A 25,964-nucleotide genomic window follows, 5' to 3' on the forward strand; every position below is an offset into this window, starting at 1 on the left:
GCGCTTCAGGTCCATCGGGTTCATGCCGGCGGCGACGAACTTCATGCCTTCGCGCACGATCGACTGCGCCAGCACCGTGGCGGTGGTGGTGCCGTCACCGGCGTTGTCGCTGGTCTTGGAAGCGACTTCCTTGACCATCTGCGCGCCCATGTTCTGGAGCTTGTCCTTCAGCTCGATTTCCTTGGCGACCGAGACACCGTCCTTGGTGACGGTGGGGGCGCCGAACGAGCGCTCGAGCACGACGTTGCGACCCTTGGGACCCAGCGTGACCTTGACCGCGTTGGCCAGGATGTTCACGCCTTCGACCATGCGGTGACGTGCGTCGGCGCCGAAGATGACGTCTTTTGCTGCCATGTTGATTTCTCCGAATTCAGTTCAGTGATGCGTGGTGGCGACCCACTTTTGTCTTCGGCCGGCCCTGTGGGCCTTGACTTGGCCTTGCCAAGTTAGCCTTCGACGGAAGTAAATCGCCTTCAGGCGATTTACTTCTCGACGACTGCGAACAGGTCGTCTTCCTTCATGACCAGCAGCTCTTCGCCGTCGACCTTGACGGTCTGGCCAGAGTACTTGCCGAACAGCACGCGGTCGCCGACCTTGACGTTCAGGGCGATGAAATCACCCTTGTCGTTGCGCTTGCCCGGGCCGACGGCCAGCACTTCACCCTGGTCGGGCTTCTCGGCGGCGTTGTCGGGGATGACGATGCCCGAGGCGGTCTTGGTTTCGTTTTCCAGGCGCTTGACGATCACGCGATCGTGCAACGGACGAAGCTTCATTGCATCTCCTTGGGTGTTTGCAGTAAGACTATATGTGGAGGACCAACGAAGTTGGCACTCATTCACAATCGGTACCCGCGGGGCGGGTACCTGTGAGGCTGCTCCGATCGCTGGCTGTTAGCACTCCAGCGAATCGAGTGCTAACAGGCATTATAGGGATCGACGCAAAGCTTTCAAGGCCGTTGCATCAGGTTCGCTGTTGCTGCCTTTTTCCGCCGCCGCCGCCGTCAGCCTGCTGCGCATTGCGCTTGCGCCTGGGCCTCGTGCTGGTCGGCCGGGCAGGGCTTACCGGCGTGCCGCTTTGCGCCTGCCGAGTTCGCGCAACAGCCAGGCGCGGGCGGTCGACCATTCACGTTTCACGGTGGCTGCGGAAACGCCGATCGCCTCAGCCGTTTCGTCGACGCTCAGGCCGCCGAAGAAGCGCAACTCGACGACGCGGCCTTGCCGGTCGTCCAGCTGCGCCAGTTCTTGTAGCGCTTCGTCGAGCTGGATGATGTCCAGGATGGCATCGCCGTCACCCGGGCTCGCCAGCTCGCCTGCTTCCTCCTGCAGCGCGTCGAGGCTTTGCGGCGGAATGCCGCTGCCGCGCTTGGCGGCATGGCGACTGCGGGCGTGGTCGACCAGGATGCGGCGCATCAGTGTCGACATCCAGCCAAAGAACTCCCCACGCGATGCCAGGTGAAGCTCGCTGCGCTGGGCCAACCGCATGAACGCCTCATGAACGAGCCCGGTGCTTTGCAGGGTGTGGTTGTCACGCTCGTGGCGCAGATGCCGGCGTGCGAGTTGCCGCAGATCGTCATAGACCAGCGGTACGAGCCGGTCCAGCGCCTGCTCATCGCCGTTCGACCAGCTGTGCAGCAGGGCCGTGATGGGCGATCGGATGTCGCTGTGGTCGGCTTCGGCCTGATGCTTCGGACTGGTCTGAGCCAGGCCAGGGGCGCGCATGGTAATTCGAGACTGCAAAGGGGCCCCGATTCACGCACACTCGTAGTCCGATCGCAAGGCGAAGCCCCGGCTTCGGGTGGGGCACTACAAGTTTCGCAACGGCTGAGACGGCTTGTGCCGTCGTTGGCCTTCGGCGCATCGACCCACGAACAGCGAGGGGCCGCGACCTATTCCTGATCGTCCGGCGGCGGGTTGGCCTCGACGCGGTAGGCCTCGTTGGCCCAGGCGCCGAAATCGTGCCCTTGGCAACGCGCGCTGCAGAACGGGCGATAGGGGTTGCCGGGCGAGAACAGCGCGGGTGCCTTGCACGCGGGGCAAGGCACCATGCGCGGCTTGGGCGCGGCGGGTGGTGAAGATGGTTCGGGCATGACCGAGCGCATCAGGCGCACAGCGCGAGGTCGAAACTCGCGTCACCGTGGTAGGTCTTCAACCGGCCCTCGGCATCTGCGCGCATGAGGCGCACCGACACCATCAGGCGGTGGCCGCTGATCTCCGGCACCAGCCCCGAGGACTCATCGATGCGCACCCGCAGCAACTGGTAGGCCCGGCCGGGCGGCAGGCTCTGCTGGTACTGGCCAGCCTGCGCAACGACGCGGTGGGGCACGCCTGCATCGCGCAGCAGGTTCAGCAGCAGCAGCAGCGCCTCGGCCAGTGGCACCAGCGTGTCGACCCAATGGGTCAGGTCGCTGCGGCGTTGGTCCGGGGCCAACTGCTGCCATGCGTAGTAGGCGGGCAGGTCGAACGAGCAGGTGCCGCCTGGGATGCTGATGCGGCTGCGGATGCTCATCAACCAGTCGTTGGCGACGAGGGTGTGCCCGGCTTTGCCGCTCAGGTGGTTCAGGCCGGCATGGGCATGGTCGATGCGAGCAATGATCTCGTCCAGCGCGGCTTCCGAGACGCTGGGATTGCCGCGGAAGCTCTGCAGCTGGGCTTTGTGGCGCTCCAGCTCTTTCAACAGGTCGGACTTGAGATCGGCGCGTGACGAGACATCCATGATCTCGAACAGCGTGACCAATGCGAAATGGTGGTCCACCGCGGTGTCTCGCGGCAGCAGGGCGTGCAAGCGCGCGAACAGATGCTCCAGCCGAAGCATCGTGCGAATGCCTTCGTTGAAGGGATATTCGTAAAGAACCAAACCGTGTCGTCCTTGCTCGGCAGCCGTGCCCAGGCGCTGTGAGCCCGGGGCGACACCGATTGTTTCACAGCGGCTGCTGTTTCAAGGGTTTGCGGCGCCAAAGGCCGCGCTGGGCCACCAGCATCGCCACAGTTGTCCGACGGCATCGTCGAGGGTGGACAGATCCAACCGCTCGTTGAGCAGCACGGCGTCGGCGATCGCACGCCGGGCCGGCCGCGAGGCCTGCTGCGCGATGACGCGCAGCACTTCGGCCTCGGCCCAGCCCGAGCGTTGCACGACCCGCTTGACTTGCAGGGACTCGTCGCAGTCCACCACCAGCACCCGGTCGACGCGCTCTCGCCAGTGGGCGGATTCAGTCAGCAAGGGCACATCGAACACAACGGGCTGGTCGGGTTCGGCGCGGGCCGCCTGGGTTTGCGCTTCCTGTCCGATCAAAGGATGCAAGATCGCTTCCAGCCGCAGGCGCGCGGCCGGCTCGGCGAACACCTCGGCCCGCATGCGCACCCGGTCCAATGCGCCGGCCGGGTCGATCATCACGGCGCCAAAGGCGGCGGCGATGGCCGGCAACGCCAACCCGCCGGGGGCGGTGAGTTGGCGGGCGATCTGGTCGGTGTCGACGATCACTGCGCCGCGCTGTGCCAGAGCGGACGCGACGGTGCTCTTGCCGCTGCCGATGCCGCCGGTGAGGCCGACGCGCAGCCGTCCCGGCGCCATCGTGGTCACTGCCCGATCCAGCCCAGCACGCGTTCGGTGCCGGCCAGCACCACCACCACGCCGCCGCCGGCGAGGAAGGGGCCAAAGGGTACGTAGCCGCCCTCGCGCAGGCCGGAGGTGAACTTCATCGTGATGCCGACCACCGCGCCGATCACCGAGGACATCAGGATGATTGGAAGAATGGCCTCCCACCCCAGCCAGGCGCCCAGCGCGGCGAGCAGCTTGAAGTCGCCGTAGCCCATGCCTTCCTTGCCGGTGGCCGCCTTGTAGAGCTTGTAGACGACCCACAGCGACAAGTAACCGACGATGGCCCCCCAGACCGCGTTACGCAGAGGCACCGCCGTCCAACCCAATGAGGCTGCGGCGAGTCCGGCCCACAGCAGCGGCAGGGTGATCGAGTCCGGCAGCATCGTGGTGTCCCAGTCGATCGCGGCGAGCGCGACCAGCGCCGCCAGCAGCGCACACCACAACAGCGCAACCGGTTGCGCACCGAAGCGCCAGGCGGTCGCAGCGAACAGCGCACCCGTCAGCAGTTCAAGCAGCGGGTATCTGGGCGAGATCCTGGTCTTGCAGGCCGAGCAACGACCGCGCAGTCGAAGCCAACCGAAGACGGGGATGTTCTCGTGCCAAGCGATCTGATGGCCACAGGCCGGGCAGGCCGAGCGCGGTTTTGCCAGCCCGTACGATCCCAGGCCTTCCACTTCCTGGGCCAGTTCCTTGGCCGTGGTCTGAAGGGCCTTCGACGGCTCGTGTCCGAAACAGCGCTTGAACGACTCGCCATCGCTCAATTGCTCGGCGAAGTCCGTCCACCAATCGCGCTCCATCATGCGCGGCAGCCGATGGGCGACGACGTTCAGAAAGCTGCCGACACACAGGCCGAGCAATCCCAGCACCGGTGGCGACAGCCACAGGCTCAGTGCTTCAGAGGACATGGATTAGACGACCTGGCCGAGCTTGAAGATGGGCAGGTACATCGACACCACGATGCCGCCGATCAACGTGCCCAGGAAGACGATGATGATCGGCTCCAGCAAGGTCGACAGGCCCTTGACCATCTCGTCGACTTCTTCTTCGTAGAAATCGGCAGCGCGCGACAGCATGTCGTCCAGCGCCCCCGACTCTTCGCCGATGGCCGCCATCTGCAGCACCATGTTCGGAAAGACCCCGGTCTGGGTCATCGAGGTGGTCAGTGCGGTACCGGTCGAGACATCGCGCTGGATCTGTTGCGTGGCCTGGGCGTAGACCGAGTTGCCGGCTGTGCCGCCGACCGAATCGAGTGCCTCGACCAGCGGCACTCCGGCGGCAAACATCGTCGACAGCGTGCGGGTCCAGCGCGCAATGATGGCCTTGCGGATGAGGTCGCCGAACACCGGCAGCCGAAGCAGGAAGCGGTCCATCGCGAACTGCACCTTCTCCGACCGCTTCCAGGTCTGCATGAAGGTGTAGCCGCCGCCGAAGAGGACGCCGAAGATCAGCCACCAATAAGTGACGAAGATGTCGCTCATCCCCATCACGAACAGCGTCGGCGCCGGCAGTTCGGCGCCGAAGTTCTTGAACACGTCCTTGAAGGCGGGAATCACGAACAGCATGATGACTGTCACAACGACAAAGGCCACCACCAGCACCGAGATCGGATAGATCATCGCCGACTTGACCTTCTGCTTGATGGCCAGCGTCTTCTCCTGGTACATCGCCAGGCGTGAAAGCAGTTCTTCCAGGATACCGCCGGCTTCGCCCGCTTCGACCAGATTGCAGTACAACGCGTCGAAATACTGGGGATGACGGCGGAACGCCGAGGAGAGGTTGGTGCCGGTTTCGACATCGGAGCGGATGTCCATCAGCAGCCGAGTCAGGCGCGGGTTCGGGCTGCCGCGGCCGACAATGTCAAAGGCTTGCAGCAGGGGCACGCCGGCCTTCATCATCGTGGCCAACTGGCGGGTGAAGACGGCAATGTCCTTGGGCTTGATGGCCTTGCCGCCACCGGTGCGGCGCTTCTTGACCTTGGTGACCATCACGCCCTGGCGGCGCAGGCTGGCACTGACCGCTGCTTCGCCTCCGGAGCGCAACTCACCGCGCACGATCTTGCCGTTGCGGTCCTTGCCTTCCCACTCGAAGATGAATTCCTTGACGTCTTTCGTCGCTACTGCAGTTGCCATTAAGCCTCCGGCCGATCCCCAATTGATCGATGTACGCGTTGTCGTGATTGTGCTTGCTCGCCGGTCACTCGTTGGTCGCGGCGATCACTTCCTCGAGCGAGGTGGCACCCAGCCGGACCTTCAGCAGCCCTGACTGCCGAAGGTCACGCACACCGTCGCGCTGGGCCGCTGCGGCGATGTCGACCGCCGAGCCCAGCGACAGGATGATGCGCTGGATCTCTTCGGTCACCGGCATCGCCTGGTAGACGCCGACCCGGCCCCTGTAGCCGTTGTTGCAACTGCTGCATCCGACGGCCTTGTAGGGCATCCAGCTTCCGTCGAGATCGCTTTCGGCGTAGCCTGCCTTCAGCAAGGCGCTGCGCGGGTAGTCGCCCGGCTTCTTGCAGTTCTCGCACAGCTTGCGCACCAGGCGCTGTGCGGTGATCAGCAGCACGCTGGAGGCGATGTTGAACGGCGCCACGCCCATGTTCAACAGCCGGGTCAGGGTCGAGGGTGCATCGTTGGTGTGCAGCGTCGACATCACCATGTGGCCGGTCTGGGCCGCCTTGATCGCGATGTCGGCAGTTTCCAGGTCGCGGATTTCACCGACCATGATGATGTCGGGATCCTGCCGCAGGAAGGACTTCAGCGCCACGGCGAAGTTCAGACCCGCCTTGTCGTTGACGTTGACCTGGTTGATGCCGGGCAGGTTGATTTCGGCTGGGTCCTCCACCGTGGCGATGTTGACGCCCGGCTGGTTCAGGATGTTCAGGCAGGTATAGAGCGACACCGTCTTGCCGCTGCCGGTGGGGCCGGTGACCAGTACCATGCCATAGGGCCGGTGAATGGCGTGCAGCAGGCGTTCCTTCTCGGCCGGCTCGTAGCCGAGCGCCTCGATGCCCAGCTTGGCGCTGGACGAGTCGAGAATCCGGATCACGATCTTTTCGCCGAACAGTGTCGGCAATGTGCTGACCCGAAAGTCGATCGACTTGTTGCCGAAGCGCAGCTTCATGCGACCGTCTTGCGGCACGCGCTTTTCGGAGATGTCCAGCCGCGAGATCACCTTGATCCGCGATGCCAGCTTGTCCTTGATGGCGATCGGCGGCTGGGTGATTTCGCGCAACTCGCCGTCGACGCGAAAGCGTACCCGGTAATTGAACTCGTAAGGCTCGAAGTGCAGATCGGACGCGCGCATGTTGATCGCGTCGACCAGCATCTTTTGCAGGAAACGCACGACCGGCGCGTCTTCGACCTCGGTCGTGACGTCCGCTGCGGCTGGCGCCGTATCTTCTTCGGTGACATCGAAATCGAAATCGGCGTTGGCAATGGCCTCGAGGGCTTGCGACGCCGGGGCCGCCTGCGAGTCGATCTGGCGGCTGAGCTTGTCGTACTCGACCAGCACCCACTCGGGCGCCAGCTGGGTTGCAAACTTGATGCGCTCGCTGGCTTCCTGGTCGGTCGGGTCTGCACAGGCCAGGAACAGACGGCTGCCGCGCTTGCTCAGCGGCAGCACCTTGTACTGGGCGATCAGCTTGGCGTCGAGGACGGTGCGAGGCAGCCGCTGAGGATCGACCGCATCCAGATCCAGCAAGGGTATCGCGAGCGCCGTCGAGAGATTGTGAGCCAGCGCTGACGGCGTCATCTCGCCCGCATCCATCAATGCGGCGACGAAACTGATGCGTTTTTCGCGCGCCGACGCCGTCAGTTCTTCAGCGCGCTGGACTTTCAGTTTTCCGCCGTGCACCAGCACGCGAGCGACGCCGGACAGCGCGGAAGAAGAGGCTTCGATCAGGGTATCCACAACCACGCACCGTCAGGGCGCAAAAAGACCATGATCGGCCATCATCGCCGAACCAACAGGGCCTGTAAATCGTGGGGATCGCGGTGGAGGTGCTCCCATGAACACCTGGTCACGCTTCGTGTCCCTGGCGAGACATCTGCAACGGCCCAGGGCGGGCACGGCGTGACGGATGGGAAACGGAAAATTCTGGTCGGGGTGAGAGGATTCGAACCTCCGGCCTCTACGTCCCGAACGTAGCGCTCTACCAGGCTAAGCTACACCCCGATGCTTCTGCGTCGTGTTGTTTTGCAGCGCTACGAGGAACGCTCAACCGACCGAGCAGAGAATTCTAGCAGAGCTTCGCGAGCTCTCGATGGCGGCAATACAAAAAGTCGTTCGCGGGCGTGCTGCGCTTCGGTGCGGGCCGCGTCGCGCGTTGCTTGCAGCGCACCCGTGCGGCTGACGATGGCGACGATCTCGGGCAGGCGCTCCACTTCGCCATGTTCGATGGCGTGACGGATCAACGCCCGCTCTTCCGGTGTGCCGCGCTCCATCGCCAGCAGCAACGGCAAGGTCGGCTTGCCTTCGCGCAAATCGTCGCCGACGTTCTTGCCCAGGGCCTGCGTGTCGCCTTCATAGTCAAGCAAGTCGTCGACCAGCTGGAATGCCGTGCCCAGCGCGCGGCCGTAGTCGGCGCAGGCCTCTTCGATCTCCGGTGCCGCGCCGGCGATGACCGCGCCCAGGCGTGCGCTGGCCTCGAACAGCTTGGCGGTCTTGTAGCGGATCACACGCAAGTAGTCGGCCACCACCAGGTCGGGGTCGTGCATGTTCATCAGCTGCAGTACCTCACCCTCGGCGATGACGTTGGTCGCGTCGGCCAGCACCTCGAGCACACGCATGCGGTTCAGCGACACCATCATCTGGAAGGCGCGCGAGTACAGGAAATCGCCGACCAACACGCTGGCCGCATTGCCGAACAGGGCGTTCGCCGTCGCGCGGCCCCGACGCAGCGACGACTCGTCGACCACATCGTCGTGCAGCAGCGTGGCGGTATGGATGAACTCGACGATTGCCGCCGCCTCGTAGGGCTCCGGTCCCGCGTGCCCGAGGGCTTCGGCGAACAGCAGCACCAGCCGTGGCCGTATCCGCTTGCCGCCGGCGCCGATGATGTAGTGGGATATCTGCTCGATCAGCGCGACATCGGATGCCAGCCGGGAGCGAATGACCTCGTCGACCCGTGACATGCCTTCGGCGATGAAGTCCGTCGGCGGGGCGGCCGGCGAGGTGGTGTCCGTGGCGGGCATGAGAAAGAATCCGCAGTCTGCAGGCGACAAAGCGGCCGATTATAGGAACGGCCCGCAAGCCATCTGCCGCGGGGCCTTCGCCGCCTTGCGGCCTTCGGTCAGGGTTTGCTATAATTTTCGGCTTCGCGCGGGATGGTCCGTGCGGGCGCGTCCAGTTCTCTCACGGGCGGGCGCGAGGGCTTTTTGCAGGCTTCCTGCAAAAATTTCAAAGGGCACATATGTACGCGGTCATAAAAACCGGTGGCAAGCAATACAAGGTTGCGGCCGGCGAAAAGATCAAGGTAGAACAGATTGCTGCGGACGTTGGCCAGGAAATCGTGATTGATCAAGTGCTGGCCGTCGGCGACGGCGCGGCTCTGACGGTTGGGACCCCCCTGGTGAGCGGCGCGAGCGTGAAAGCCACTGTCGTGGCGCATGGTCGGCACGACAAGGTGCGCATCTTCAAGATGCGTCGCCGCAAGCACTACCAGAAGCACGGCGGTCACCGCCAGCACTACACCGAGCTGGAAATCAGCGCGGTCAACGGCTGACAAGCCGAAGCAGGAGCTCTGAACCATGGCACAGAAAAAAGGCGGCGGTTCCACGCGGAACGGCCGTGACTCCCAGCCCAAGATGCTCGGCGTGAAGGTGTTCGGCGGTCAGGTCATTCCGGCCGGCTCGATCATCGTTCGCCAGCGCGGCACCAAGTTCCACGCCGGCACCAATGTCGGCATGGGGCGTGACCATTCGCTGTTTGCGCTGGTCGACGGCACCGTGTCGTTCGCGGTCAAGGGCGAGCTGAATCGTCACACCGTCAGCGTCACGCCGCTGTAAACCCGGCGCATGTTGCACTGCAAAGCCCCGGCTTGCCGGGGCTTTTTCACGTCTGGGCGCCTCGCTGCCTGGACGCCCCATTCGCTACCATCCGCTCCATCATGAAGTTCGTTGACGAAGCCACCATCGACATCGCCGCCGGCAACGGCGGGGCCGGCTGCGCGAGCTTCCGGCGTGAAAAATTCATTCCCTTTGGCGGCCCCGACGGCGGGGACGGCGGTCGGGGTGGCAGCGTCTGGGCGGTCGCCGATCGCAACTTGAACACGCTGATCGATTACCGCTACGCCCGCCGTCACGAGGCCAAGAATGGCGAAGCCGGCCGTGGTTCCGACTGTTTCGGTGCTGCCGCCGATGACATCACGCTGCGCATGCCGGTCGGCACGATCATCACGGACCTCGAGACCGGTCGTGTGATGGCTGAGTTGATCGAGCCTGACGTGCCGGTGCTGCTGGCCAAGGGCGGTGATGGCGGTTTTGGCAATCTGCACTACAAGACCAGCACCAACCGCGCGCCGCGCCAGAAAACGCCCGGTTGGCCGGGCGAGGCCTTCAAGGTCAGATTGGAATTGCGCGTGCTGGCCGACGTTGGCCTGCTGGGCATGCCCAATGCGGGCAAGTCGACCTTGATCGCCGCGGTGTCGAACGCGCGGCCGAAGATCGCCGACTACCCGTTCACCACCTTGCACCCGAACCTCGGTGTGGTACGTGTCGGGCCCGAGAAGAGCTTCGTCGTGGCCGACATCCCGGGCCTGATCGAGGGCGCCTCCGAAGGAGCGGGCCTGGGGCACCTCTTCCTGCGCCACCTGCAGCGCACCCGCCTGCTGCTGCATGTTGTCGACATGGCTCCGTTCGACGAATCCGTCGACCCGGTCGCGCAGGCCAAGGCGATCGTCGAAGAGCTGCGCAAGTACGACGAAGCATCGGCTTTGGCCCCCGAGCTTTCCGACGCTGAGCGAGCTGACCTGGGCGGTAATCGACGCTTGCCTCGACCGGGCGCCTCGTTGCTCGACAAGCCGCGCTGGCTGGTGCTGAACAAGCTCGACATGGTGCCGGCCGAAGAGCGGGCCAAGCGCGTCAAGGACTTCGTCAAGCGCTACAAATGGAAGGGTCCGGTCTTCGAGATCTCGGCCCTGGCCCGCGAAGGATTGCAGCCCTTGATCCACGCCATCTGGGAGCATGTGGCTGCCGAGCAGAGCAAGCCGCCTCCCGAGCACGACCCGCGCTTCGACAGTGGCGGCGAGGAGCGGCCGGCATGACTGTGGGCGCCTTGAAGTCGGCGCGCCGCATCGTCGTCAAGGTCGGCTCGAGCCTTGTCACCAACGAGGGCCGCGGCGTCGATGCCGATGCGATCGACAACTGGTGCCGCCAGTTGGCCGCGCTTGCCGCGCAGGGCCGCGAGGTGGTGATGGTCTCGTCCGGGGCGATTGCCGAGGGCATGAAGCGCCTGGGCTGGGCGACTCGGCCGAAAGAGCTGCCCGAGTTGCAGGCCGCCGCCGCGGTGGGTCAGATGGGCCTGGCCCAGATGTACGAGCGCAAGCTCTCGGCCCATGGCATGGGCAGTGCGCAGGTGCTGCTGACGCATGCCGACCTGGCTGACCGCGAGCGCTACCTCAATGCCCGGTCGACGCTGTTGACGCTGTTGGGCCTGAAGGTCATTCCGGTCATCAACGAGAACGACACGGTCGTCAACGATGAGATCAAGTTCGGTGACAACGACACGCTGGGTGCGCTGGTGGCGAACCTGGTCGAGGCCGATGCGCTGATCATCCTGACCGACCAGCGTGGGCTGTATTCGGCCGATCCGCGCAAGGACACGTCAGCGCGCTTCATCGAAGAGGCTGAAGCCGGCGACCCGGCGTTGGAGGCCATGGCCGGTGGTGCAGGGTCGAGCATCGGCCGCGGCGGCATGATCACCAAGGTGCTGGCCGCCAAGCGCGCGGCCGGCAGCGGTGCCAGCACGGTGATCGCATGGGGCCGCGAGCCTGATGTGCTGCTGCGCCTTGCGGCCGGCGAATCGATCGGCACCGCCTTGCTGGCCGGTACGCCCAAGCTGGCCGCGCGCAAGCAATGGATGGCCGACCACCTGCAGCTGCGCGGCGCGGTGCGGGTTGACGACGGCGCAGTGATCAAGCTGCGCGATGAGGGCAAGAGCCTGCTGCCGATCGGCGTGCTGGAGGTCGAAGGCGACTTTCACCGCGGCGATGTGATCGCCGTGCGCTCGGTGGCCGGTGCCGAAGTGGCGCGGGGACTGGCCAACTACTCCAGCGGCGAGGCGCGGCTGATTGCCCGCAAGCCCTCGTCACAGATCGAGGGCCTGCTCGGTTACGCCAGCGAACCCGAACTGATCCACCGTGACAACATGGTGCTCGCCTGAAGCAGCGCCAAACTGCGGCGCAGGCCAACGTCCGCCCCTGCGGACGTCAAGGCTCGAAGCGCCAGCAGTAGCCGCATCCGTGCGGGTCAACGCCGCCACCCATCGGTGCAGGGTTGCGGCGTTGGTGCGCCGAGGGGCTGTGTGCCGGATTGCCCCGCCGACTCGTCAGTGCGGCCCGTTGGAGCCGTTGTGCCCTTCGCCCAGGGGGTCCACCGGGCTTTCACCGGGCAGCGCCTCGTCGACCAGCTCGCCGCGCCGCCTGTCGTCACGCGCATGCGGACGCATGCCGCTGCGCAGGTAGCGGTTGTGGTGGTTCATCTTGGGCAGAAAGCGCGCCAATTCGGTCAGCGCCATTTGGTACACCCCGCGCTTGAACTCGATCACCACGTCCAGTGGCACCCAGTATTCATTCCAGCGCCAGGCGTCGAATTCAGGGTGGTCGGTGGCGCGCAGATTCATGTCGCTGTCGCGCCCCATCAGGCGCAGCAGGAACCAGATCTGCTTCTGACCCTTGTAGTGGCCACGTGCGTCCTTGCGGATGAAGTGATCCGGGACTTCGTAGCGAAGCCAGTCACGGGTGCGTGCCAGAATCTGCACGTGCTCGGGCAGCAGGCCCACCTCTTCGTGCAGCTCGCGAAACATCGCCTGCTCGGGCGATTCGCCGTACTTGATGCCCCCTTGCGGGAACTGCCAGGAATGGGTGCGCAAACGCTTGCCCCAAAACACCTGGTTGCGGGCGTTGAGCAGGATGATGCCGACGTTAGGCCTGTAGCCCTCCCGGTCGAGCATAATCAAACCCCAATTTTTGAACTGAAATCAATATAGCACCGGCGGCTCACAGGGCACAGGCCCTCGCTTTCCCGAAGCGCGCGCCGCGGTCGATTTCGCCCCTGACAAGCCGCCCATGAAAGCCAGCCAGTTTTTCATCTCCACGCTCAAGGAAGCGCCCGCCGACGCCGAGGTGGTGAGCCACCAGCTGATGATGCGCGCCGGGATGATCAAGCGCCTGGGCGCCGGCATCTACAACTACATGCCGATGGGCCTGCGGGTGATCCGCAAGGTGGAGGCCATCATCCGCGAAGAGATGAACCGGGCCGGTGCTGTCGAGCTGCTGATGCCTGTCGTGCAACCGGCCGAGCTGTGGCAGGAGACAGGCCGCTTCCAGGCTTACGGGCCTGAGCTGATGCGCGTGAAAGACCGGCACGACCGCGACTTCATCATCCAGCCCACGAGCGAAGAGGTCATCACCGACATCGCCCGCCAGGAGCTGCGCAGCTACAAGCAGCTGCCGAAGAATTTCTATCACATCCAAACCAAGTTCCGCGACGAGCGCCGGCCGCGCTTCGGTGTGATGCGTGGCCGCGAGTTCACGATGAAGGATGCCTACTCGTTCGACCGCGACAAGGCCTCGGCGCTGAAGAGCTACGAGACGATGTACAAGGCCTATTGTTCGATCTTCGATCGTTTCGGCCTGCAGTACCGCGCAGTCGCGGCCGACACCGGCGCGATTGGTGGCGATGCGTCGCACGAGTTCCAGGTCATTGCCGACACCGGCGAAGACGCGCTGGTCTACTGCCCGACCAGTGACTACGCTGCCAACATCGAGCTGGCCGAAGCGCTGGCGCTGTCGGTCGAGCGTGGTGCTGCCACGCAGGTCCTGGCCAAGACGCCGACGCCCGGCAAGAGCACCTGCGCCGACGTGGCCCAACTGCTGGGCCTGCCACTGGCGCAGACGGTCAAGTCGCTGGTTCTGGCTACCGACGAGTTGAACGACAAGGGTGACATCGTCAAGACGACGGTCTGGTTGCTGCTGGTGCGTGGTGACCACGACCTGAACGAGATCAAGGCCGGCAAGCTGCCGGGCCTGAAGGGAGGCTACCGTTTTGCCACCGTCGCCGAGATCGAGGACCACTTCGGCTGCAAGCCGGGCTACCTCGGCCCGATTGGCCTGAAGAAGCCGGTCAAGCTCATCGCCGACCGCACGGTCGCGAACATGGCCGATTTCGTCTGCGGCGCCAACGAAGCCGACTTCCACCTCACGGGCGTGAACTGGGGCCGCGACCTGCCCGAGCCGGATCTGGTGGCCGACATCCGCAACGTCGTCGCCGGTGACCCGTCGCCCGACGGCAAGGGCACCCTGGCGATCCAGCGCGGCATCGAAGTGGGCCACGTGTTCTACCTCGGCACCAAGTACTCGGGCGCGATGAGCGCCAACTACCTGGACGAGACCGGCAAGCCGCAGCCGATGGAAATGGGCTGCTACGGCATCGGTGTCACGCGTATCCTGGGCGCGGCGATCGAGCAGAACCATGACGAGCGCGGCATCATCTGGCCGGCCTCGATTGCACCCTTCGCGACCGTGATCTGTCCGATCGGCTACGACCGCTCGGCCGATGTCAAAGCCGCGGCCGACAAGCTGCACGACGAGCTCAGCGCTGCCGGCATCGACGTGCTGCTGGACGACCGCGGCGAACGCCCCGGCGCGATGTTCGCCGACTGGGAGCTGGTGGGGGTGCCGCTGCGTGTGGTGATCTCCGATCGTGGCTTGAAAGATGGCCTGCTGGAAGTGCAGGGCCGGCGCGACGCCGACGCCAGCAAGGTGGCCGTGGCCGACGTGGGCGCCGCCGTGAAAGCGCGCCTGGCGTCTTGATGGACGGCCGCCCAGCCCAGGCCGGGCGCCGTGCCTGCTTGCGTGCGGCCGCCGCCGCGACCTTGCTCGGGCCGGCCGCCTGGCGTGAGGCCATGGCCGGCAAGCAGGCCGAGGAGCCGCTGATCGATTCGGTGCGCACGGCCTTGTCGGCGTCGATCGCCAACAGCGCACCGCCCAAGCCCAGCTTTGCCCGCATCGAAGACCGGCTCGCCTACCTGCGTTGGCTCGGTGCGATGGGTGACAAGCTCAAGCCACGCAAGGCCGAGCGGCAGACCCGCATCGAGTTCCTCGAGACACTGTGGTACGAAAGCAAGCGAGCCAGCCTGCAGCCCGAACTGGTGCTGGGGTTGGTGCAGGTCGAAAGCGGCTTTCGCAAATACGCGATCAGCGTTGCCGGCGCGCGCGGCTACATGCAGGTGATGCCGTTCTGGGCCCGGCTGATCGGCGACGGCAACCCCGCGCGTCTGTTCCACATGCAGACCAACCTCCGCTTCGGCTGCGTGATCCTGCGGCACTACCTGGAGCGCGAGCAGGGCGACCTGTACATGGCACTGGGCCGCTACAACGGCAGCCGCGGCCGCCCGGAGTACCCGAACGCGGTGCTGGGCGCCCGCAAGCAATGGCTGGTGGCCGAGTCGGTCACGCCGGCAGCCACCGCAGCGTCAAAGGCCTGACCAGCGCCGTGGCGCGGCGTTGCCCACGCCCATCAGTTCGATCACCCGCTCGACAGTGTCGGCAACCAACTCATCGATCGTCTGCGGCCGGTGGTAGAACGCCGGCAGCGGCGGGAAGACCACCGCGCCCATTTCGGTCACCGCCGTCATGTTGCGCAAGTGCGCCAGGTTGAATGGCGTCTCGCGCACCATCAACACCAGGCGGCGGCGCTCCTTCAGCGTGACGTCGGCGGCACGCGTCAGCAGGTTGTCGCCAAAGCCATGGGCGATCGCGGCCAGCGACTTCATCGAGCAGGGCGCGACCACCATGGCATCGACGCGGTGGCTGCCGCTGGCGATGCAGGCACCGATGTCGCCTGCGGCGTGCACTTCACTGGCCAGCGCTTCCAACCCGGCCCGGTCCAGGCCCAGTTCGTGGTGAACGTTCAGCACGCCCGCTGGCGTGGCCACCAGGTGTGTGTACGTACCGAGCACCTTCAAGCGCTCCAGCAGATTCACGCCGTAGAGTGCACCTGACGCTCCGGTGATTCCAACGACGACGCGTGGGGCTTCCATCTCTATCGTGGCGCCGTACCGGCCGCGCTCCGCGGGAGCCGCTGCGCCGCCAGTGGCGAGGGGCCAAGCCACTGGCTCGGCGCGGCCTGCAAGGCGCTCCCCGGCAGGGGGCGCGGGGGCCTCATTTCAAGACCTGCTGCAATTCGCCCGCCTGATACATCTCCATCATGATGTCCGAGCCGCCGACGAACTCGCCGTTCACGTACAGCTGCGGGATGGTCGGCCAATTGGCGTAGTCCTTGATGCCTTGGCGAATGTCTTCGTCCTCCAGGACGTTGACGGTGGTCATGTCGTTGACGCCGCAGGCCTTCAGCACCTGCACCGCGCGGCCGGAGAAGCCGCACATCGGAAATTGCGCCGTGCCCTTCATGAACAGGACGACCTTGTGGCCTTTGACGATTTGGTCGATGCGTTGCTGAACGTCGCTCATGAGCACTCTCTGTGTGTTGGTGGATACGGGCCCGTGGGCCCAATATGGCTTTATAAAACAAAGCCGCCGCGCGAGTGCGCGGCGGCCGCATGCCCCGATTGTCGGGCTAGAACGCGTAGGACATGTTGACTTGCAGCATGGGCGAAATCTGCATTGCCCGCAGCACGTCGTCGAAGCTTTCTGCCCCCGAGAATGCTCGGCCGAACCGAACTGCTTGCCCCGGCTTCTGGGCGGCCAGCCCCAGATCGGCCGACAGCCCGACCCCGGCGCGCGCCCACCAGGCGCTGTAGCCCAGCCCCAGGTAGGGCATGGCCGGATTCGCCTCCGGCTCGGTCAGGCTGGGGTTGCTGCCGTTGTTGCGCCACTGCATTTCGCCATGAACCGCGCCCGCCGGTGCCGACAAGCCCAGGGCGCCCGATCCCAGCAGCAGTGCCCCGGTGGCACGCAGGCCGCCGCCATCGCCGAGCCGACCCCAGCCAAGGTAGCGGTCGCCGGCCAGCATCGCCGTGCCGATCGGCGCCGAGGTGGCCCAATTGCCCAGCACCGGCAGGCTGGGGGCCGACATGGCCAGGCGGGCTTGCCAGGGCGACCAGTTTTCACTGCTGTCGGGGCTGATTTTCAGGCCTTCGCCCACCACCGAGGAGGCGGCCAGGGCCGGGCCGGCCAAGGCCAGACTGAGCGAGAACGCAATGAGGTGGCGCATGGTGAACCTCCTGTCTGACGGCCGGCAAACACTGCCGTTAGAAACCATGCTACTCCGGCCAGTTTCTTCGTGGGCGTGAAATGCTGGCGGCCCCTCCCTCTGTTTCGGGGCATTACAAAACAGCGGCAAACGAGGATGATGGGCGGTTGGGCTGTCCGCCAATCAGGCGGGCCAGCAACCCCCGGTGCAGCGCGGCCGATCGGCCAGATCGTGACGCGTCGTCACGTTCAGGAAGCCGGCCCGCTGTAGCAAAGCAGCCACAGCATCTGCCTGGTCCCAGCCATGCTCCAGCAGCAACCAGCCCCCCGGCTGCAGGTGCGCCGGCGCGCCGGCGACGATGGTGCGGATCGCGTCCAGCCCGTCGCCGCCGGGCGTCAGTGCGAGCATGGGCTCGTGGCGCAGCGCGGGCAGGTGCGGGTCTTCGCCGGCGATGTAAGGTGGGTTGCTCAAGACCAGGTCGAAGCGCGCGGCGCCAGGCAGTGCCTGCCACCAGGAGCCGGGGTGGAAAGTGACCGCGAGACCCAACCGCGCCGCGTTGGACGCGGCCATCGCCAACGCAGCATCGCTCAAGTCGACCGCGGTGACCCGGGCGGCCGGATGCCGGTGCTTGACCGCCAGCGCGATCGCACCGCTGCCGGTCCCGAGGTCGACGACCTCCGGCGCCGGCCGGTCGGCCAGCGCACCGGTCAACAACGCCACCGCCCAGTCGACCAGGGTTTCGGTGTCCGGCCGCGGTATCAGGACGGCGGGGCCGACCTGCAGTGACAGGCCGTGGAATTCCCGCTCGCCCACCAGGTAGGCCAGCGGCTCGCCGGCGGCGCGGCGATCGCACAGTGCCACGTAGGTGGCTGCCGCGTCTGGCGGCAAAACGTCGCCATCGTGGGCGATCAGCCAGGCGCGTGGCCGCTGCAGCACATGGCTCAGCAGCAGGTGAGCATCCAGACGGTCCAGCCCTCGGGCGATGGCCCGCGCCAGCGCTTGCGCCAGCGTCATGGCGTCTCCCTGGCCCCGCGGGCCGTCCCCAAAAGGGGAGCCAGGGCCTTCGGAGGCGGCCGTACGAGGCTCATGCCGCGCCGCCGCTTTCCAGCGCCGCCAGCTGCTGCTGTGCCCGCTCGGCCTGCAGTGCGGCGATCACATCGCCCAGGTCACCGTCCATGATCGCGCCGAGCTTGTACAGCGTCAGGTTGATCCGGTGGTCGGTCAGCCGGCCCTGCGGGAAGTTGTAGGTGCGGATGCGGTCCGAGCGGTCACCCGAGCCGACCAGCGCCTTGCGGGTCGCCGCTTCCTTGGCTTCGCGCGCGCTGCGCTCGCGGTCCTGCAGGCGCGCCTGCAACACCGCCAGGGCCTTGGCCTTGTTGCGGTGCTGTGAGCGGTCATCCTGGCACTCGGCGACCAGCCCGGTCGGGATGTGGGTGACACGGATCGCGCTGTCGGTCTTGTTGATGTGCTGGCCGCCGGCCCCACTGGCGCGGAAGGTGTCGATGCGCAGGTCGGCCGGGTTCAACGTCACCTCGGCAGCCTCGTCCGGTTCCGGCATCACCGCCACCGTGCAGGCGCTGGTATGGATGCGGCCCTGCGCCTCGGTTTCGGGCACGCGCTGCACGCGGTGGCCGCCGGACTCGAATTTCATCTTCTCGTAGACCTGGTCGCCCTCGAAGCGGAAGACGATTTCCTTGTAGCCGCCCAGGTCCGACGCGTTCTCGCTCATCACCTCGGAGCGCCAACCTTGCCGCTCCGCGTAGCGGGTGTACATGCGCGCGAGGTCGGCAGCAAACAGAGCCGATTCCTCGCCGCCGGTGCCGGCGCGGATTTCGACGAAGGCGTTGCGGTGGTCGTCGGGGTCTCGCGGCAGCAGCGCGGTCTGCAGCGAGGCCAGCAACTGCGTCAGCTCGGCTTCGGCGCCGGCGATTTCTTCGCGCGCCATCTCGGCCATGTCCGGGTCGGCGAGCATCTCGCGCGCAGCGGCCAGGTCGCTTTCCCGTTGTTCGTAACGGCGAAACAGCCCGACGACCTCGGCGGCCTCGGCCTGCTCGCGCGCCAGCGTGCGGTAGCGGCCCATGTCCGAGGTGACCTGCGGGTCGGCCAGGTTCGCGTCCAGCTCGGACAGGCGCATCTGGAGGCGTTGCAGTTGCAGGCGCAGCGAGTCTTTCATGGTCTTCGGGCCGGCGCGTGCCGGCAGGCATTCAAGGGAGACAAGGGTGGCCCGCAGGGCGCGGGGCGCAGCAGCGGCAGGGCGGTGCCGCGTCGCTACAGCTTGTCGCCCGGGCCGGGCTCGTCGGCGGCCAGGTTGCGCGTGGCTTGGCGCAGGAACAGTCGCGAGACCCATTCGGCCGTGGCGTGGCGGGTTTCGCCTTCGCTCGCGCGCAGCTCGGCCAGCGCGCCGTGCAGCATCTTCTGCGTCAGCGCACGCGACATTGCATCGAGCACGCTGTCGACGTCGTCGCCGCGGGCCAGCAGTTTTCGCGCCCGGCCCAGTTCGGCGGCGCGCCAGTCGTCGGCCTGTTGGTTCAACGCCTGGATCAGCGGCACGCTGGCGCGTTGGTCCAGCCAGTGCGAAAAACTCTGCACGCCGGCGTCGATGATGGCTTCGGCCTGCGCGACGGCGGCCTGGCGTTTCTCGCCGGCGGTCTGCACCACCTCGGTCAGGTCGTCGACGGTGTAGAGGTACACGTCAGACAACCGCGCCACCTCGGGCTCGATGTCGCGCGGCACGGCCAGGTCGACCATGAACATGGGGCGTCGCCGGCGTGCCTTCAGCGCTCGCTCCACTGCACCCAGCCCGATGATCGGCAGTGTGCTGGCGGTGCACGAGATGACCGCGTCGAACTCATGCAGCCGCGCCGGCAGGTCGGCCAGGCGAATGGCCTGGGCGCCGAAGCGGCTGGCGAGCTTTTCACCGCGCTCGAGCGTGCGGTTGGCCAGCGCCATCTGCCTGGGCTCGCGGGCTGCGAAGTGCGTGGCGACCAGCTCGATCATCTCGCCGGCGCCGACGAACAGTACCTTGGTCTGGCGCAGGTCTTCAAACAACTGCGAAGCCAGGCGCACTGTGGCCGCGGCCATGCTGATCGAATGCGCACCGATCTCGGTCGAGCTGCGGACCTCCTTGGCGACCGAGAACGAACGCTGGAACAGCTGGTGCAGCGTGGTGCCGAGCGTGCCGGCCTCGTTGGCGCCGCGCACCGCTTCCTTCATCTGGCCGAGGATTTGCGGCTCACCGAGCACCATCGAATCGAGGCCCGACGCAACGCGGAACGCGTGCCGCGCGGCCTCGCGGCCTTCGAGCACATAGGTGTGGGCCAGCAGCTTGCCGCCATCGACGCCGCCTTGGGCAGCCAGCCAGTCGATCGCCGGGTGCACCAGCTCGCGGCCGCGGGCGGCATTGCCACCGGCTACGTACAGCTCGGTGCGGTTGCAGGTCGACAGGATCGCCGCCTCGGGCGACATGCGCTGCCATTGCTCGCGCAAGGCCCGCAGCGCCAGTGGCAACTGCTCGGGCGAGAACGCAAACCGGCCACGCAGGTCCAGGGGCGCGGTCGTGTGGTTCAGTCCGAGCGCGATGACACTCATGGGGCGATTATAAAATTTGTGCCTTTCACGGCGCTGGCGGTGGCCCGAATGCCCGCTGTGCGGCTTGACGCAGCGCAAGCCGCGCCTTTTCCCAACTCCAATACACCATGGGTCCGCTGGACGCGCTGTGGCACCTTGCCAATTTCTTCGGCCCCGCCATCGGCGTTGGCCTGATCGCCAGTGGGCTGTGCAAGCTGATCTGGTGGAAAGCCCTGCGCTCGGTCGCCTTCGGCGGTCTGACCCTGTGGGCCATGGCCGCCGGGGCGGTGGCACTGATCGGCGGCTTGGTGATCTTCGGCCGCGACGGCCGCATGGCCACCTACGGCCTGTTGGTGGCCAGCACGTCGCTCGCGCTGTGGTGGCGCGCCTTGCGCCACCTGCGCTGATCAGGCGGCCGCGGTCTCCCGCAGCACCACCTCACCGCGCAGCGAGTGCGGCAGCGCCTCGGTGATCGTCACGTCGACCATCTGGCCGACCAGGCGCGACGTGCCGGCGAAGTTGACGATGCGGTTGCACTCGGTGCGGCCCATCAGTTCGGCGGCGCTCTTGCGCGACGGGCCTTCGACGAGGATGCGCTGCACCGTTCCGACGCGCTGTGCGCTGTAGCGGCGCACGTTCTCTTCGAGCTTGGCTTGCAGCGCTTGCAGGCGGGCGAGTTTCACCTCGTGCGGCGTGTCGTCGTGCAGCGCCGCGGCCGGCGTACCGGGACGCGGGCTGTAGATGAAGCTGAACGAGGCGTCGTAGCCGATGTCGTCGATCAGCTTCATCGTCTTCGCGTGGTCTTCCTCGGTCTCGCCGGGGAAGCCGACGATGAAGTCGGAGCTCATTGCGATGTCCGGCCGCACCGCGCGCAGCTTGCGGATCGTGCTCTTGTATTCGATCGCGGTGTAGCCGCGCTTCATCGCCATCAGGATGCGGTCGGAGCCGTGCTGCACCGGCAGGTGCAGGTGGTTCACCAGTTGCGGGATGCGGCCGTAGGCGTCGATCAGGCGCTGGGTGAACTCGTTCGGGTGGCTGGTCGTGTAGCGGATGCGCTCGATGCCGGGGATCTCGGCCACGTACTCGAGCAGCAGCGCGAAGTCGGCGATCTCGGCCGTGCCGCCCATCGTGCCGCGGTAGGCGTTGACGTTCTGGCCCAGCAGCGTCACTTCCTTCACGCCTTGGTCGGCCAGGCCGGCGACTTCGGTCAGCACGTCTTCGAACGGGCGCGAGACCTCTTCGCCGCGCGTGTAGGGCACGACGCAGTAGGTGCAGTACTTCGAGCAGCCTTCCATGATCGAGACGAACGCACTCGCACCCTCGACCTTGGCCGGGGGCAGGTTGTCGAACTTCTCGATCTCGGGGAAGCTGATGTCGACCTGTGGCCGATGCTGCGCCTGGCGCTGGGCGATCATCTGCGGCAGCCGGTGCAGCGTCTGCGGGCCGAAAACGATGTCGACATAGGGCGCGCGCTCGATGATCGCCGCGCCTTCCTGGCTGGCGACGCAGCCGCCGACGCCGATCAGCACGCCCTTCTTCTTCAGGTGCTTGACGCGGCCCAGGTCCGAGAAGACCTTCTCGGCGGCCTTCTCGCGCACCGAGCAGGTGTTGAACAGCACCAGGTCGGCCTGTTCGACGTCCTGTGTCGGTTCGTAGCCCTCGGCGGCGCGCAGCACGTCGGCCATCTTGTCCGAGTCGTACTCGTTCATCTGGCAGCCGAAGGTGCGGATGAAGACCTTCTTGGGCGCCTTGTTGTCGATGGGAGAGGTCATCGCGGCAACTCCTTCTTCCGGCCGGTTCATGGCTTCGTCCACGTCTGCTCGCCTTCGTTGAAGGCCCAGGTCTGGGCTTCGACCGGCGTGCGTGGCCAGGGCTGCATGCGGATCTCGTCGGGCCGCAGGATCCAGACGTCCTGCACCAGCCCCATGCTGTTGACCGTGAAATTCACCACGTACTTGTTGCCAGCCAGCGCGCCCGGCATCGGAATCGCGTTGCCCAGGTCCTTCACGCGGGCGCCGGGCGCCAGGCTCGCCGCGCGGCCGTTGAGCAGGATCTCGGGAAAGGCGCCGAAGGCGATCTCGCCACGCAAGGCATTGCGCGGGAAGCGGCGCATCAGGGCCTGCGATTGCACCGGCAAGGCGGCGGACGCACAGGCGACAGCCAGGGCGGTGAGAACAAGGCGGCGGGGGGCGCCGGTGGAGGCGCTCGCGGCACAGCGGTGCATGGTGTAGACCCAGTGGCTGTGGAAGGATCGGTCGGGCCTGAAGAGAAGTGGCCCAGCCGGCGTAAGGGGTGAATTTTAGCGTCGTCGGGCCTTGCGAGTGGTCGGGTCGTGTGGGGGGCTCAGGCCTCGCGGTCGAGGTTGTCGCGCAACCGTTGCAGCAAGCTGCGCAACTGTTCACGCTCGACGGCGCTCAGGCCCGCCACCGCCTGCGCATTGACCTTGCGCGTCTGCTGCTGCAGCGTGCGCAGCAGGCCCTGACCGTCTGGCGTCAGCGTCAAGCGCAGGTTGCGCCGGTCGGCCTCGTCGGCCTCGCCTGCCAGCAGGCCGCGTTCGCGCAGGCCCTTGATCAGCCGCGCCAACTGGGCCTTGTCGCGTCCGCTGTGCTGTACCAGATCGCTTTGGGTGGCGCCGGGCTGGCGGCCGAAGTAGCCCAGCACCTTGCTTTCCATATGGGTCAGCGCCAGCGGGCCATCGCGCAAAGCCTGGTACTGCTGCGAGCGCAGCTGGTGCATGACGGTGTGCACCAGCTCCAGCACCTCGTCCCCGGTCGCCTCGGCCTGCCCGCGGGGCCGGGCAGGGCCGCAGCGCCCCCCCTGCGAAGGCATGTCGCCCGGCAAAGCCGGACCGACCTGAGGGCTTTGTGGCTTCTTGGTTGACATTGTCAATTGGTTTTCCGATGATGGGAGACATTGTCAATCAATTGGGATGCCAACGCCATGAGCAGTGTCCTCGGCCGCGTGCAGCGCGTGCGCCATGAACTGAAATTCCGCGACCTGACGGTGGTGCGCGTGCGCGATGTGACGCCGCACCTGCGCGCGGTCACCTTCACCGACGAGTCGCTGGCCGACTTCGTCAGCCCGTCGTTCGACGACCATGTGAAGCTCTTCATCGACACCGGCGCCGAAGAGCCTGCGCGGCGCGACTACACGCCGCGCAGCTTCGACAACGCGGCGCGCGAGCTGACGCTCGAGTTCGTGCTGCACGGCGACGGCCCGGCGGCCGGCTGGGCGGCACAAGCCGCGCCGGGCCAGCGCGTGCGCATCGGAGGCCCGCGCGGCTCGTTCCTGATCCCGCTCGACTACGACTGGCACCTGCTGGTCGGCGATGAGACGGCGTTCCCGGCAATTGCGCGGCGGCTCGAAGAGTTGCCGGCCGGCGCCAGGGCCCTGGTGGTGCTGCAGGTGCCCGACGAGGCTGACCGGCCGGTGCTGACCAGCGAGGCCGATGTGGCGTTCACGTGGGTGACCGACGGCCCGGCCTTGCTGGCCGCGTTGAAGGCGATGGACCTGCCGCCCGGCGAAGGCTATGTCTGGGCGGCCGGCGAAGCCTCGGAGATGGCCGAGCTGCGCCGCATCCTGGTCGACGAGAAGGGGCACGACAAGCGCGCGATCCGCGCGGCGGCCTACTGGAAGCGTGGCGCGACCGCGCACCACGAAAACCTCGAGGCTTGATCAACCCTTCGGCGATGCGAGCTTGAACTCGACCGCGGGGCACGCGAGGTCTGCGCCCTGGTGCTCGGACCGCGCTCGCGGCGCCTTGGCTTCGCTGCCGGTATCGACGAACACATCGATCAACCGCAACCGTGGCTGCACGCGGTAGTGGCCTGGCTTCGAGAGATCGAAGGGCAGGGCCAGATCCAGCTCGGCGTCGATGGATTGGCCTGCGTCGAACCGCAGATAGTTCTCGGCGCTCGGTTCCGCCCGCTTGATCATCGGGCCTTGGAATGGCAGCGCCTTGCCGTCGCGCTTCACTTCGACGAAAGGCGCAAACCAGGCGCCCTCGAAAGGCGTGTTCCAGCGCAGCACCTGCAGCGGCGTGGGGCCGGTGTTGGTCACCGTGAAGCGCAGCAGCACCGGCTGGCCCACCATGGCCCGCGCTGGTGCCTGAACAACGCAGCGCAGCGCAGTGGCGGGTGAGGTGGCAAGAGACGACGAGCTGACCATGGCAAGCGCCAGTGTGATCGCAGTCAGCTTCGTCGTCATCAGGTCACCGGTTCCTTCTGAGCCTCAACGCGTCAAGGCAGGTATGGGGTGTTTTCGGAGAAGTACTCGTGGTTGTCGGCGTTGTCGACGGCACGGGTCGGGTTGGTCCGCGCCAGGTTTGCCGCAGCACTTTGACCATATGCCCAGTCGTCGGTTCCGGCCACCACGGTGAAGTGCGACATCTCGTGCACCAGCGTGCCGCCCTTCGAATCGGTACCGGTCATCGGTGCGCTCCAGAACGCGCCGCACAAGTAGATCTTGTACGGCGAGTTGGCGTAGACGTAGGCATAGGTGCCGCTGTCATTGCACGAGCAATCCAGCGTCAACGGCTTGGTCTTGAACGCGCTCTCGATGTTGACGTAGTGGCTGTTCACCGTGTTCCAGCGGCTGGTGGTGAGGCTGCCGAACCACTTGGTGTAGCGCTGCGTGGCGCTGGGCGTGGACAGGTAGCTGTTGGACGAGGTCGCGTAGTTGGTGGCCGCGTTGACGGCCGAGACCAGCGTGGTCTTTTCCGACGAGGTGCAGCCGCCGGTGTAGGTGATGCTGGCAGCCACGGCCTCGCTCGACTCGACCACCGGTGCCGGCGCGCTGCGACCGGACGTCCACAGCTGCAGAGTCGTGGCCGAAGACAGCACCGCCTCGCTGCCATGGCGGCCGCGGGCGACGTATTCGATCGTGTGCTGGCCGTTGCCGAGCTCATACGAACCGGTGAGCTCGACGCGGTACTTCAGCGTCTGGCCGGCTTCGATGCGCACGTAGTCTTCTGGCCGCGGCTTGGCACGCTTGACCAGCGGGCCGACATAGGAAGCCGGCGTGCCGTCTTCCTTGATGATCCTGAACAGCGGGCCCTGCAGGCGCTGCGACGGCAGCTGCCACTTCAGCACCTTGACCGCCTGGTCACTCGTGTTGGTCACGGCGACATCGACAGCCACATCCACGTCTCCCTGCACCACCGGGTTGGCCGTGCTCAGCTGGACATCGAGCTGGGCCGGCGCGGCGAATGCGCCTGCGCAGGCCAGGAGGGCGGCGGTGGGTGCTGTCCTTCTTGCAAATCGAATCATCGGATTCTCCAGAAGTTTTGATCAGTTGGACTCACTGCCTGGGCCTTGTGGGCCGCGGCCGCCGCAGTCTCGGAGTCCGCATCGATGGCAGGAGATCGGGTGGACCCCCGGCCTTGATCAATGTTGACCTTGTTCTTCTGGAGAAATGGCAAGCGTCCGTTTCGGC

At 66.2% G+C, this 25,964-nt stretch carries 30 protein-coding genes and 1 tRNA gene; 8 read left to right on the plus strand and 23 right to left on the minus strand.

What is annotated here, in order from left to right:
- The 11 genes from VFY73_RS20055 to VFY73_RS20105 all read right to left on the minus strand — a co-directional run.
- On the minus strand, positions 1-354 hold a 354-nt coding region (locus VFY73_RS20055; RefSeq protein WP_329722087.1), incomplete at its 3' end, for a TCP-1/cpn60 chaperonin family protein.
- Positions 355-482: 128 nt separating this feature from the next.
- Positions 483-773, minus strand: coding sequence for a co-chaperone GroES (gene groES, locus VFY73_RS20060; RefSeq protein ID WP_329722089.1), 291 nt, complete (start codon positions 771-773; stop codon positions 483-485).
- Between the two features lie 285 nt (positions 774-1,058).
- Positions 1,059-1,718 (minus strand): ECF-type sigma factor, encoded by a 660-nt coding sequence (locus VFY73_RS20065; RefSeq protein WP_329722091.1) that lies wholly within the window; start codon positions 1,716-1,718, stop codon positions 1,059-1,061.
- Between the two features lie 167 nt (positions 1,719-1,885).
- Complete coding sequence (locus VFY73_RS20070; protein WP_329722093.1) at positions 1,886-2,086, minus strand: DNA gyrase inhibitor YacG; 201 nt, start codon at positions 2,084-2,086, stop codon at positions 1,886-1,888.
- Positions 2,087-2,097: 11 nt separating this feature from the next.
- The gene (zapD, locus tag VFY73_RS20075) at positions 2,098-2,853 is read right to left on the minus strand and encodes a cell division protein ZapD (RefSeq protein WP_329722095.1); all 756 of its coding nucleotides are present in this window, start codon (positions 2,851-2,853) and stop codon (positions 2,098-2,100) included.
- An 81-nt stretch (positions 2,854-2,934) separates the two neighbouring features.
- Positions 2,935-3,567 carry a dephospho-CoA kinase gene (gene coaE, locus VFY73_RS20080; RefSeq protein ID WP_329722166.1) on the minus strand — a complete coding sequence of 211 codons (633 nt, stop codon included), beginning with the start codon at positions 3,565-3,567 and terminating at the stop codon, positions 2,935-2,937.
- Between the two features lie 5 nt (positions 3,568-3,572).
- Positions 3,573-4,499, minus strand: a complete 927-nt coding sequence (locus VFY73_RS20085) for an A24 family peptidase (protein WP_329722097.1) — start codon at positions 4,497-4,499, stop codon at positions 3,573-3,575.
- 3 nt (positions 4,500-4,502) lie between these two features.
- Entirely contained in the window at positions 4,503-5,723 is a 1,221-nt protein-coding gene (locus VFY73_RS20090; protein WP_329722099.1) for a type II secretion system F family protein, read from the minus strand.
- Positions 5,724-5,787: 64 nt separating this feature from the next.
- On the minus strand, positions 5,788-7,503 hold the full coding sequence (gene pilB, locus VFY73_RS20095) for a type IV-A pilus assembly ATPase PilB (protein WP_414654497.1): 1,716 nt from the start codon (positions 7,501-7,503) through the stop codon (positions 5,788-5,790).
- A gap of 187 nt (positions 7,504-7,690) precedes the next feature.
- A tRNA-Pro gene (locus VFY73_RS20100) sits at positions 7,691-7,767 on the minus strand.
- 29 nt (positions 7,768-7,796) lie between these two features.
- On the minus strand, positions 7,797-8,786 hold the full coding sequence (locus VFY73_RS20105; RefSeq protein WP_329722102.1) for a polyprenyl synthetase family protein: 990 nt from the start codon (positions 8,784-8,786) through the stop codon (positions 7,797-7,799).
- 218 nt (positions 8,787-9,004) lie between these two features.
- On the opposite strand from VFY73_RS20105, the gene rplU reads away from it, so the two are divergent.
- From rplU to proB, 4 genes are all read left to right on the plus strand, one after another.
- Positions 9,005-9,316 carry a 50S ribosomal protein L21 gene (gene rplU / locus VFY73_RS20110; protein ID WP_329722104.1) on the plus strand — a complete coding sequence of 104 codons (312 nt, stop codon included), beginning with the start codon at positions 9,005-9,007 and terminating at the stop codon, positions 9,314-9,316.
- A 25-nt stretch (positions 9,317-9,341) separates the two neighbouring features.
- The gene (gene rpmA / locus VFY73_RS20115; RefSeq protein WP_329722106.1) at positions 9,342-9,599 is read left to right on the plus strand and encodes a 50S ribosomal protein L27; all 258 of its coding nucleotides are present in this window, start codon (positions 9,342-9,344) and stop codon (positions 9,597-9,599) included.
- Between the two features lie 101 nt (positions 9,600-9,700).
- Positions 9,701-10,855 carry an Obg family GTPase CgtA gene (gene cgtA, locus VFY73_RS20120; protein ID WP_329722108.1) on the plus strand — a complete coding sequence of 385 codons (1,155 nt, stop codon included), beginning with the start codon at positions 9,701-9,703 and terminating at the stop codon, positions 10,853-10,855.
- Positions 10,852-11,973 carry a glutamate 5-kinase gene (proB, locus tag VFY73_RS20125; protein WP_329722110.1) on the plus strand — a complete coding sequence of 374 codons (1,122 nt, stop codon included), beginning with the start codon at positions 10,852-10,854 and terminating at the stop codon, positions 11,971-11,973. Before cgtA ends, proB begins: the two co-directional genes overlap by 4 nt.
- 165 nt (positions 11,974-12,138) lie before the next feature.
- Here the strand turns inward: proB and VFY73_RS20130 are convergent, their stop codons facing one another.
- Complete coding sequence (locus tag VFY73_RS20130) at positions 12,139-12,762, minus strand: RNA pyrophosphohydrolase (protein ID WP_414654501.1); 624 nt, start codon at positions 12,760-12,762, stop codon at positions 12,139-12,141.
- A 115-nt stretch (positions 12,763-12,877) separates the two neighbouring features.
- Between VFY73_RS20130 and VFY73_RS20135 the strand changes: the two genes are divergently transcribed.
- Positions 12,878-14,623 carry a proline--tRNA ligase gene (locus VFY73_RS20135; protein ID WP_329722112.1) on the plus strand — a complete coding sequence of 582 codons (1,746 nt, stop codon included), beginning with the start codon at positions 12,878-12,880 and terminating at the stop codon, positions 14,621-14,623.
- The gene (locus VFY73_RS20140; protein WP_329722114.1) at positions 14,623-15,297 is read left to right on the plus strand and encodes a lytic transglycosylase domain-containing protein; all 675 of its coding nucleotides are present in this window, start codon (positions 14,623-14,625) and stop codon (positions 15,295-15,297) included. The genes VFY73_RS20135 and VFY73_RS20140 overlap by 1 nt, the downstream gene beginning before the upstream one ends.
- Here the strand turns inward: VFY73_RS20140 and VFY73_RS20145 are convergent.
- From VFY73_RS20145 to hemA, 6 genes are all read right to left on the minus strand, one after another.
- The gene (locus VFY73_RS20145; RefSeq protein WP_329722116.1) at positions 15,286-15,852 is read right to left on the minus strand and encodes a UbiX family flavin prenyltransferase; all 567 of its coding nucleotides are present in this window, start codon (positions 15,850-15,852) and stop codon (positions 15,286-15,288) included. The two genes, VFY73_RS20140 and VFY73_RS20145, sit on opposite strands and share 12 nt — an antisense overlap.
- Positions 15,853-15,973: 121 nt before the next feature.
- A complete protein-coding gene (grxD, locus tag VFY73_RS20150; RefSeq protein WP_329722118.1) occupies positions 15,974-16,282 on the minus strand; it encodes a Grx4 family monothiol glutaredoxin in 309 nt (102 codons plus the stop codon).
- Between the two features lie 106 nt (positions 16,283-16,388).
- Positions 16,389-16,985 carry a hypothetical protein gene (locus VFY73_RS20155; protein WP_329722120.1) on the minus strand — a complete coding sequence of 199 codons (597 nt, stop codon included), beginning with the start codon at positions 16,983-16,985 and terminating at the stop codon, positions 16,389-16,391.
- A gap of 162 nt (positions 16,986-17,147) precedes the next feature.
- Positions 17,148-17,978 (minus strand): peptide chain release factor N(5)-glutamine methyltransferase, encoded by an 831-nt coding sequence (prmC, locus tag VFY73_RS20160; protein ID WP_329722122.1) that lies wholly within the window; start codon positions 17,976-17,978, stop codon positions 17,148-17,150.
- Between the two features lie 70 nt (positions 17,979-18,048).
- Positions 18,049-19,137, minus strand: coding sequence for a peptide chain release factor 1 (gene prfA / locus VFY73_RS20165; RefSeq protein ID WP_329722124.1), 1,089 nt, complete (start codon positions 19,135-19,137; stop codon positions 18,049-18,051).
- Between the two features lie 95 nt (positions 19,138-19,232).
- On the minus strand, positions 19,233-20,552 hold the full coding sequence (hemA, locus tag VFY73_RS20170; protein WP_329722126.1) for a glutamyl-tRNA reductase: 1,320 nt from the start codon (positions 20,550-20,552) through the stop codon (positions 19,233-19,235).
- 107 nt (positions 20,553-20,659) lie between these two features.
- Here hemA and VFY73_RS20175 point away from each other — a divergent pair, with 107 nt between their 5' ends.
- On the plus strand, positions 20,660-20,938 hold the full coding sequence (locus VFY73_RS20175) for a hypothetical protein (RefSeq protein WP_329722128.1): 279 nt from the start codon (positions 20,660-20,662) through the stop codon (positions 20,936-20,938).
- Here VFY73_RS20175 and miaB read toward each other — a convergent pair whose 3' ends face one another.
- From miaB to VFY73_RS20190, 3 genes are all read right to left on the minus strand, one after another.
- Positions 20,939-22,303 carry a tRNA (N6-isopentenyl adenosine(37)-C2)-methylthiotransferase MiaB gene (gene miaB, locus VFY73_RS20180; RefSeq protein WP_329722130.1) on the minus strand — a complete coding sequence of 455 codons (1,365 nt, stop codon included), beginning with the start codon at positions 22,301-22,303 and terminating at the stop codon, positions 20,939-20,941. It abuts the gene before it with no gap.
- 26 nt (positions 22,304-22,329) lie between these two features.
- Positions 22,330-22,755 carry a hypothetical protein gene (locus VFY73_RS20185; protein ID WP_329722132.1) on the minus strand — a complete coding sequence of 142 codons (426 nt, stop codon included), beginning with the start codon at positions 22,753-22,755 and terminating at the stop codon, positions 22,330-22,332.
- Positions 22,756-22,874: 119 nt separating this feature from the next.
- Positions 22,875-23,360: a MarR family winged helix-turn-helix transcriptional regulator gene (locus tag VFY73_RS20190; RefSeq protein WP_329722134.1), complete on the minus strand. Its 486-nt coding sequence runs from the start codon at positions 23,358-23,360 to the stop codon at positions 22,875-22,877.
- Between the two features lie 111 nt (positions 23,361-23,471).
- Between VFY73_RS20190 and VFY73_RS20195 the strand changes: the two genes are divergently transcribed.
- Complete coding sequence (locus VFY73_RS20195) at positions 23,472-24,206, plus strand: siderophore-interacting protein (RefSeq protein WP_329722136.1); 735 nt, start codon at positions 23,472-23,474, stop codon at positions 24,204-24,206.
- Here the strand turns inward: VFY73_RS20195 and VFY73_RS20200 are convergent, their stop codons facing one another.
- The gene (locus VFY73_RS20200) at positions 24,207-24,737 is read right to left on the minus strand and encodes a hypothetical protein (protein WP_329722138.1); all 531 of its coding nucleotides are present in this window, start codon (positions 24,735-24,737) and stop codon (positions 24,207-24,209) included.
- A gap of 32 nt (positions 24,738-24,769) precedes the next feature.
- Positions 24,770-25,798: a M35 family metallo-endopeptidase gene (locus VFY73_RS20205; protein WP_329722140.1), complete on the minus strand. Its 1,029-nt coding sequence runs from the start codon at positions 25,796-25,798 to the stop codon at positions 24,770-24,772.
- Positions 25,799-25,964 lie beyond the last annotated feature (166 nt).

The organism is Ideonella sp., from assembly GCF_036277275.1.
Taxonomy (GTDB): domain Bacteria; phylum Pseudomonadota; class Gammaproteobacteria; order Burkholderiales; family Burkholderiaceae_C; genus Ideonella.

Coding starts and splice junctions, on each gene's coding strand:
- groES (WP_329722089.1), bottom strand. CDS start 773: ATGAAGCTTCGTCCGTTGCACGATCGCGTGATCGTCAAGCGCCTGGAA.
- VFY73_RS20065 (WP_329722091.1), bottom strand. CDS start 1,718: ATGCGCGCCCCTGGCCTGGCTCAGACCAGTCCGAAGCATCAGGCCGAA.
- VFY73_RS20070 (WP_329722093.1), bottom strand. CDS start 2,086: ATGCCCGAACCATCTTCACCACCCGCCGCGCCCAAGCCGCGCATGGTG.
- coaE (WP_329722166.1), bottom strand. CDS start 3,567: ATGGCGCCGGGACGGCTGCGCGTCGGCCTCACCGGCGGCATCGGCAGC.
- VFY73_RS20085 (WP_329722097.1), bottom strand. CDS start 4,499: ATGTCCTCTGAAGCACTGAGCCTGTGGCTGTCGCCACCGGTGCTGGGA.
- VFY73_RS20090 (WP_329722099.1), bottom strand. CDS start 5,723: ATGGCAACTGCAGTAGCGACGAAAGACGTCAAGGAATTCATCTTCGAG.
- VFY73_RS20105 (WP_329722102.1), bottom strand. CDS start 8,786: ATGCCCGCCACGGACACCACCTCGCCGGCCGCCCCGCCGACGGACTTC.
- rplU (WP_329722104.1), top strand. CDS start 9,005: ATGTACGCGGTCATAAAAACCGGTGGCAAGCAATACAAGGTTGCGGCC.
- rpmA (WP_329722106.1), top strand. CDS start 9,342: ATGGCACAGAAAAAAGGCGGCGGTTCCACGCGGAACGGCCGTGACTCC.
- cgtA (WP_329722108.1), top strand. CDS start 9,701: ATGAAGTTCGTTGACGAAGCCACCATCGACATCGCCGCCGGCAACGGC.
- proB (WP_329722110.1), top strand. CDS start 10,852: ATGACTGTGGGCGCCTTGAAGTCGGCGCGCCGCATCGTCGTCAAGGTC.
- VFY73_RS20130 (WP_414654501.1), bottom strand. CDS start 12,762: ATGCTCGACCGGGAGGGCTACAGGCCTAACGTCGGCATCATCCTGCTC.
- VFY73_RS20135 (WP_329722112.1), top strand. CDS start 12,878: ATGAAAGCCAGCCAGTTTTTCATCTCCACGCTCAAGGAAGCGCCCGCC.
- VFY73_RS20140 (WP_329722114.1), top strand. CDS start 14,623: ATGGACGGCCGCCCAGCCCAGGCCGGGCGCCGTGCCTGCTTGCGTGCG.
- VFY73_RS20145 (WP_329722116.1), bottom strand. CDS start 15,852: ATGGAAGCCCCACGCGTCGTCGTTGGAATCACCGGAGCGTCAGGTGCA.
- grxD (WP_329722118.1), bottom strand. CDS start 16,282: ATGAGCGACGTTCAGCAACGCATCGACCAAATCGTCAAAGGCCACAAG.
- VFY73_RS20155 (WP_329722120.1), bottom strand. CDS start 16,985: ATGCGCCACCTCATTGCGTTCTCGCTCAGTCTGGCCTTGGCCGGCCCG.
- prmC (WP_329722122.1), bottom strand. CDS start 17,978: ATGACGCTGGCGCAAGCGCTGGCGCGGGCCATCGCCCGAGGGCTGGAC.
- prfA (WP_329722124.1), bottom strand. CDS start 19,137: ATGAAAGACTCGCTGCGCCTGCAACTGCAACGCCTCCAGATGCGCCTG.
- hemA (WP_329722126.1), bottom strand. CDS start 20,552: ATGAGTGTCATCGCGCTCGGACTGAACCACACGACCGCGCCCCTGGAC.
- VFY73_RS20175 (WP_329722128.1), top strand. CDS start 20,660: ATGGGTCCGCTGGACGCGCTGTGGCACCTTGCCAATTTCTTCGGCCCC.
- miaB (WP_329722130.1), bottom strand. CDS start 22,303: ATGACCTCTCCCATCGACAACAAGGCGCCCAAGAAGGTCTTCATCCGC.
- VFY73_RS20185 (WP_329722132.1), bottom strand. CDS start 22,755: ATGCACCGCTGTGCCGCGAGCGCCTCCACCGGCGCCCCCCGCCGCCTT.
- VFY73_RS20190 (WP_329722134.1), bottom strand. CDS start 23,360: ATGCCTTCGCAGGGGGGGCGCTGCGGCCCTGCCCGGCCCCGCGGGCAG.
- VFY73_RS20195 (WP_329722136.1), top strand. CDS start 23,472: ATGAGCAGTGTCCTCGGCCGCGTGCAGCGCGTGCGCCATGAACTGAAA.
- VFY73_RS20200 (WP_329722138.1), bottom strand. CDS start 24,737: ATGACGACGAAGCTGACTGCGATCACACTGGCGCTTGCCATGGTCAGC.
- VFY73_RS20205 (WP_329722140.1), bottom strand. CDS start 25,798: ATGATTCGATTTGCAAGAAGGACAGCACCCACCGCCGCCCTCCTGGCC.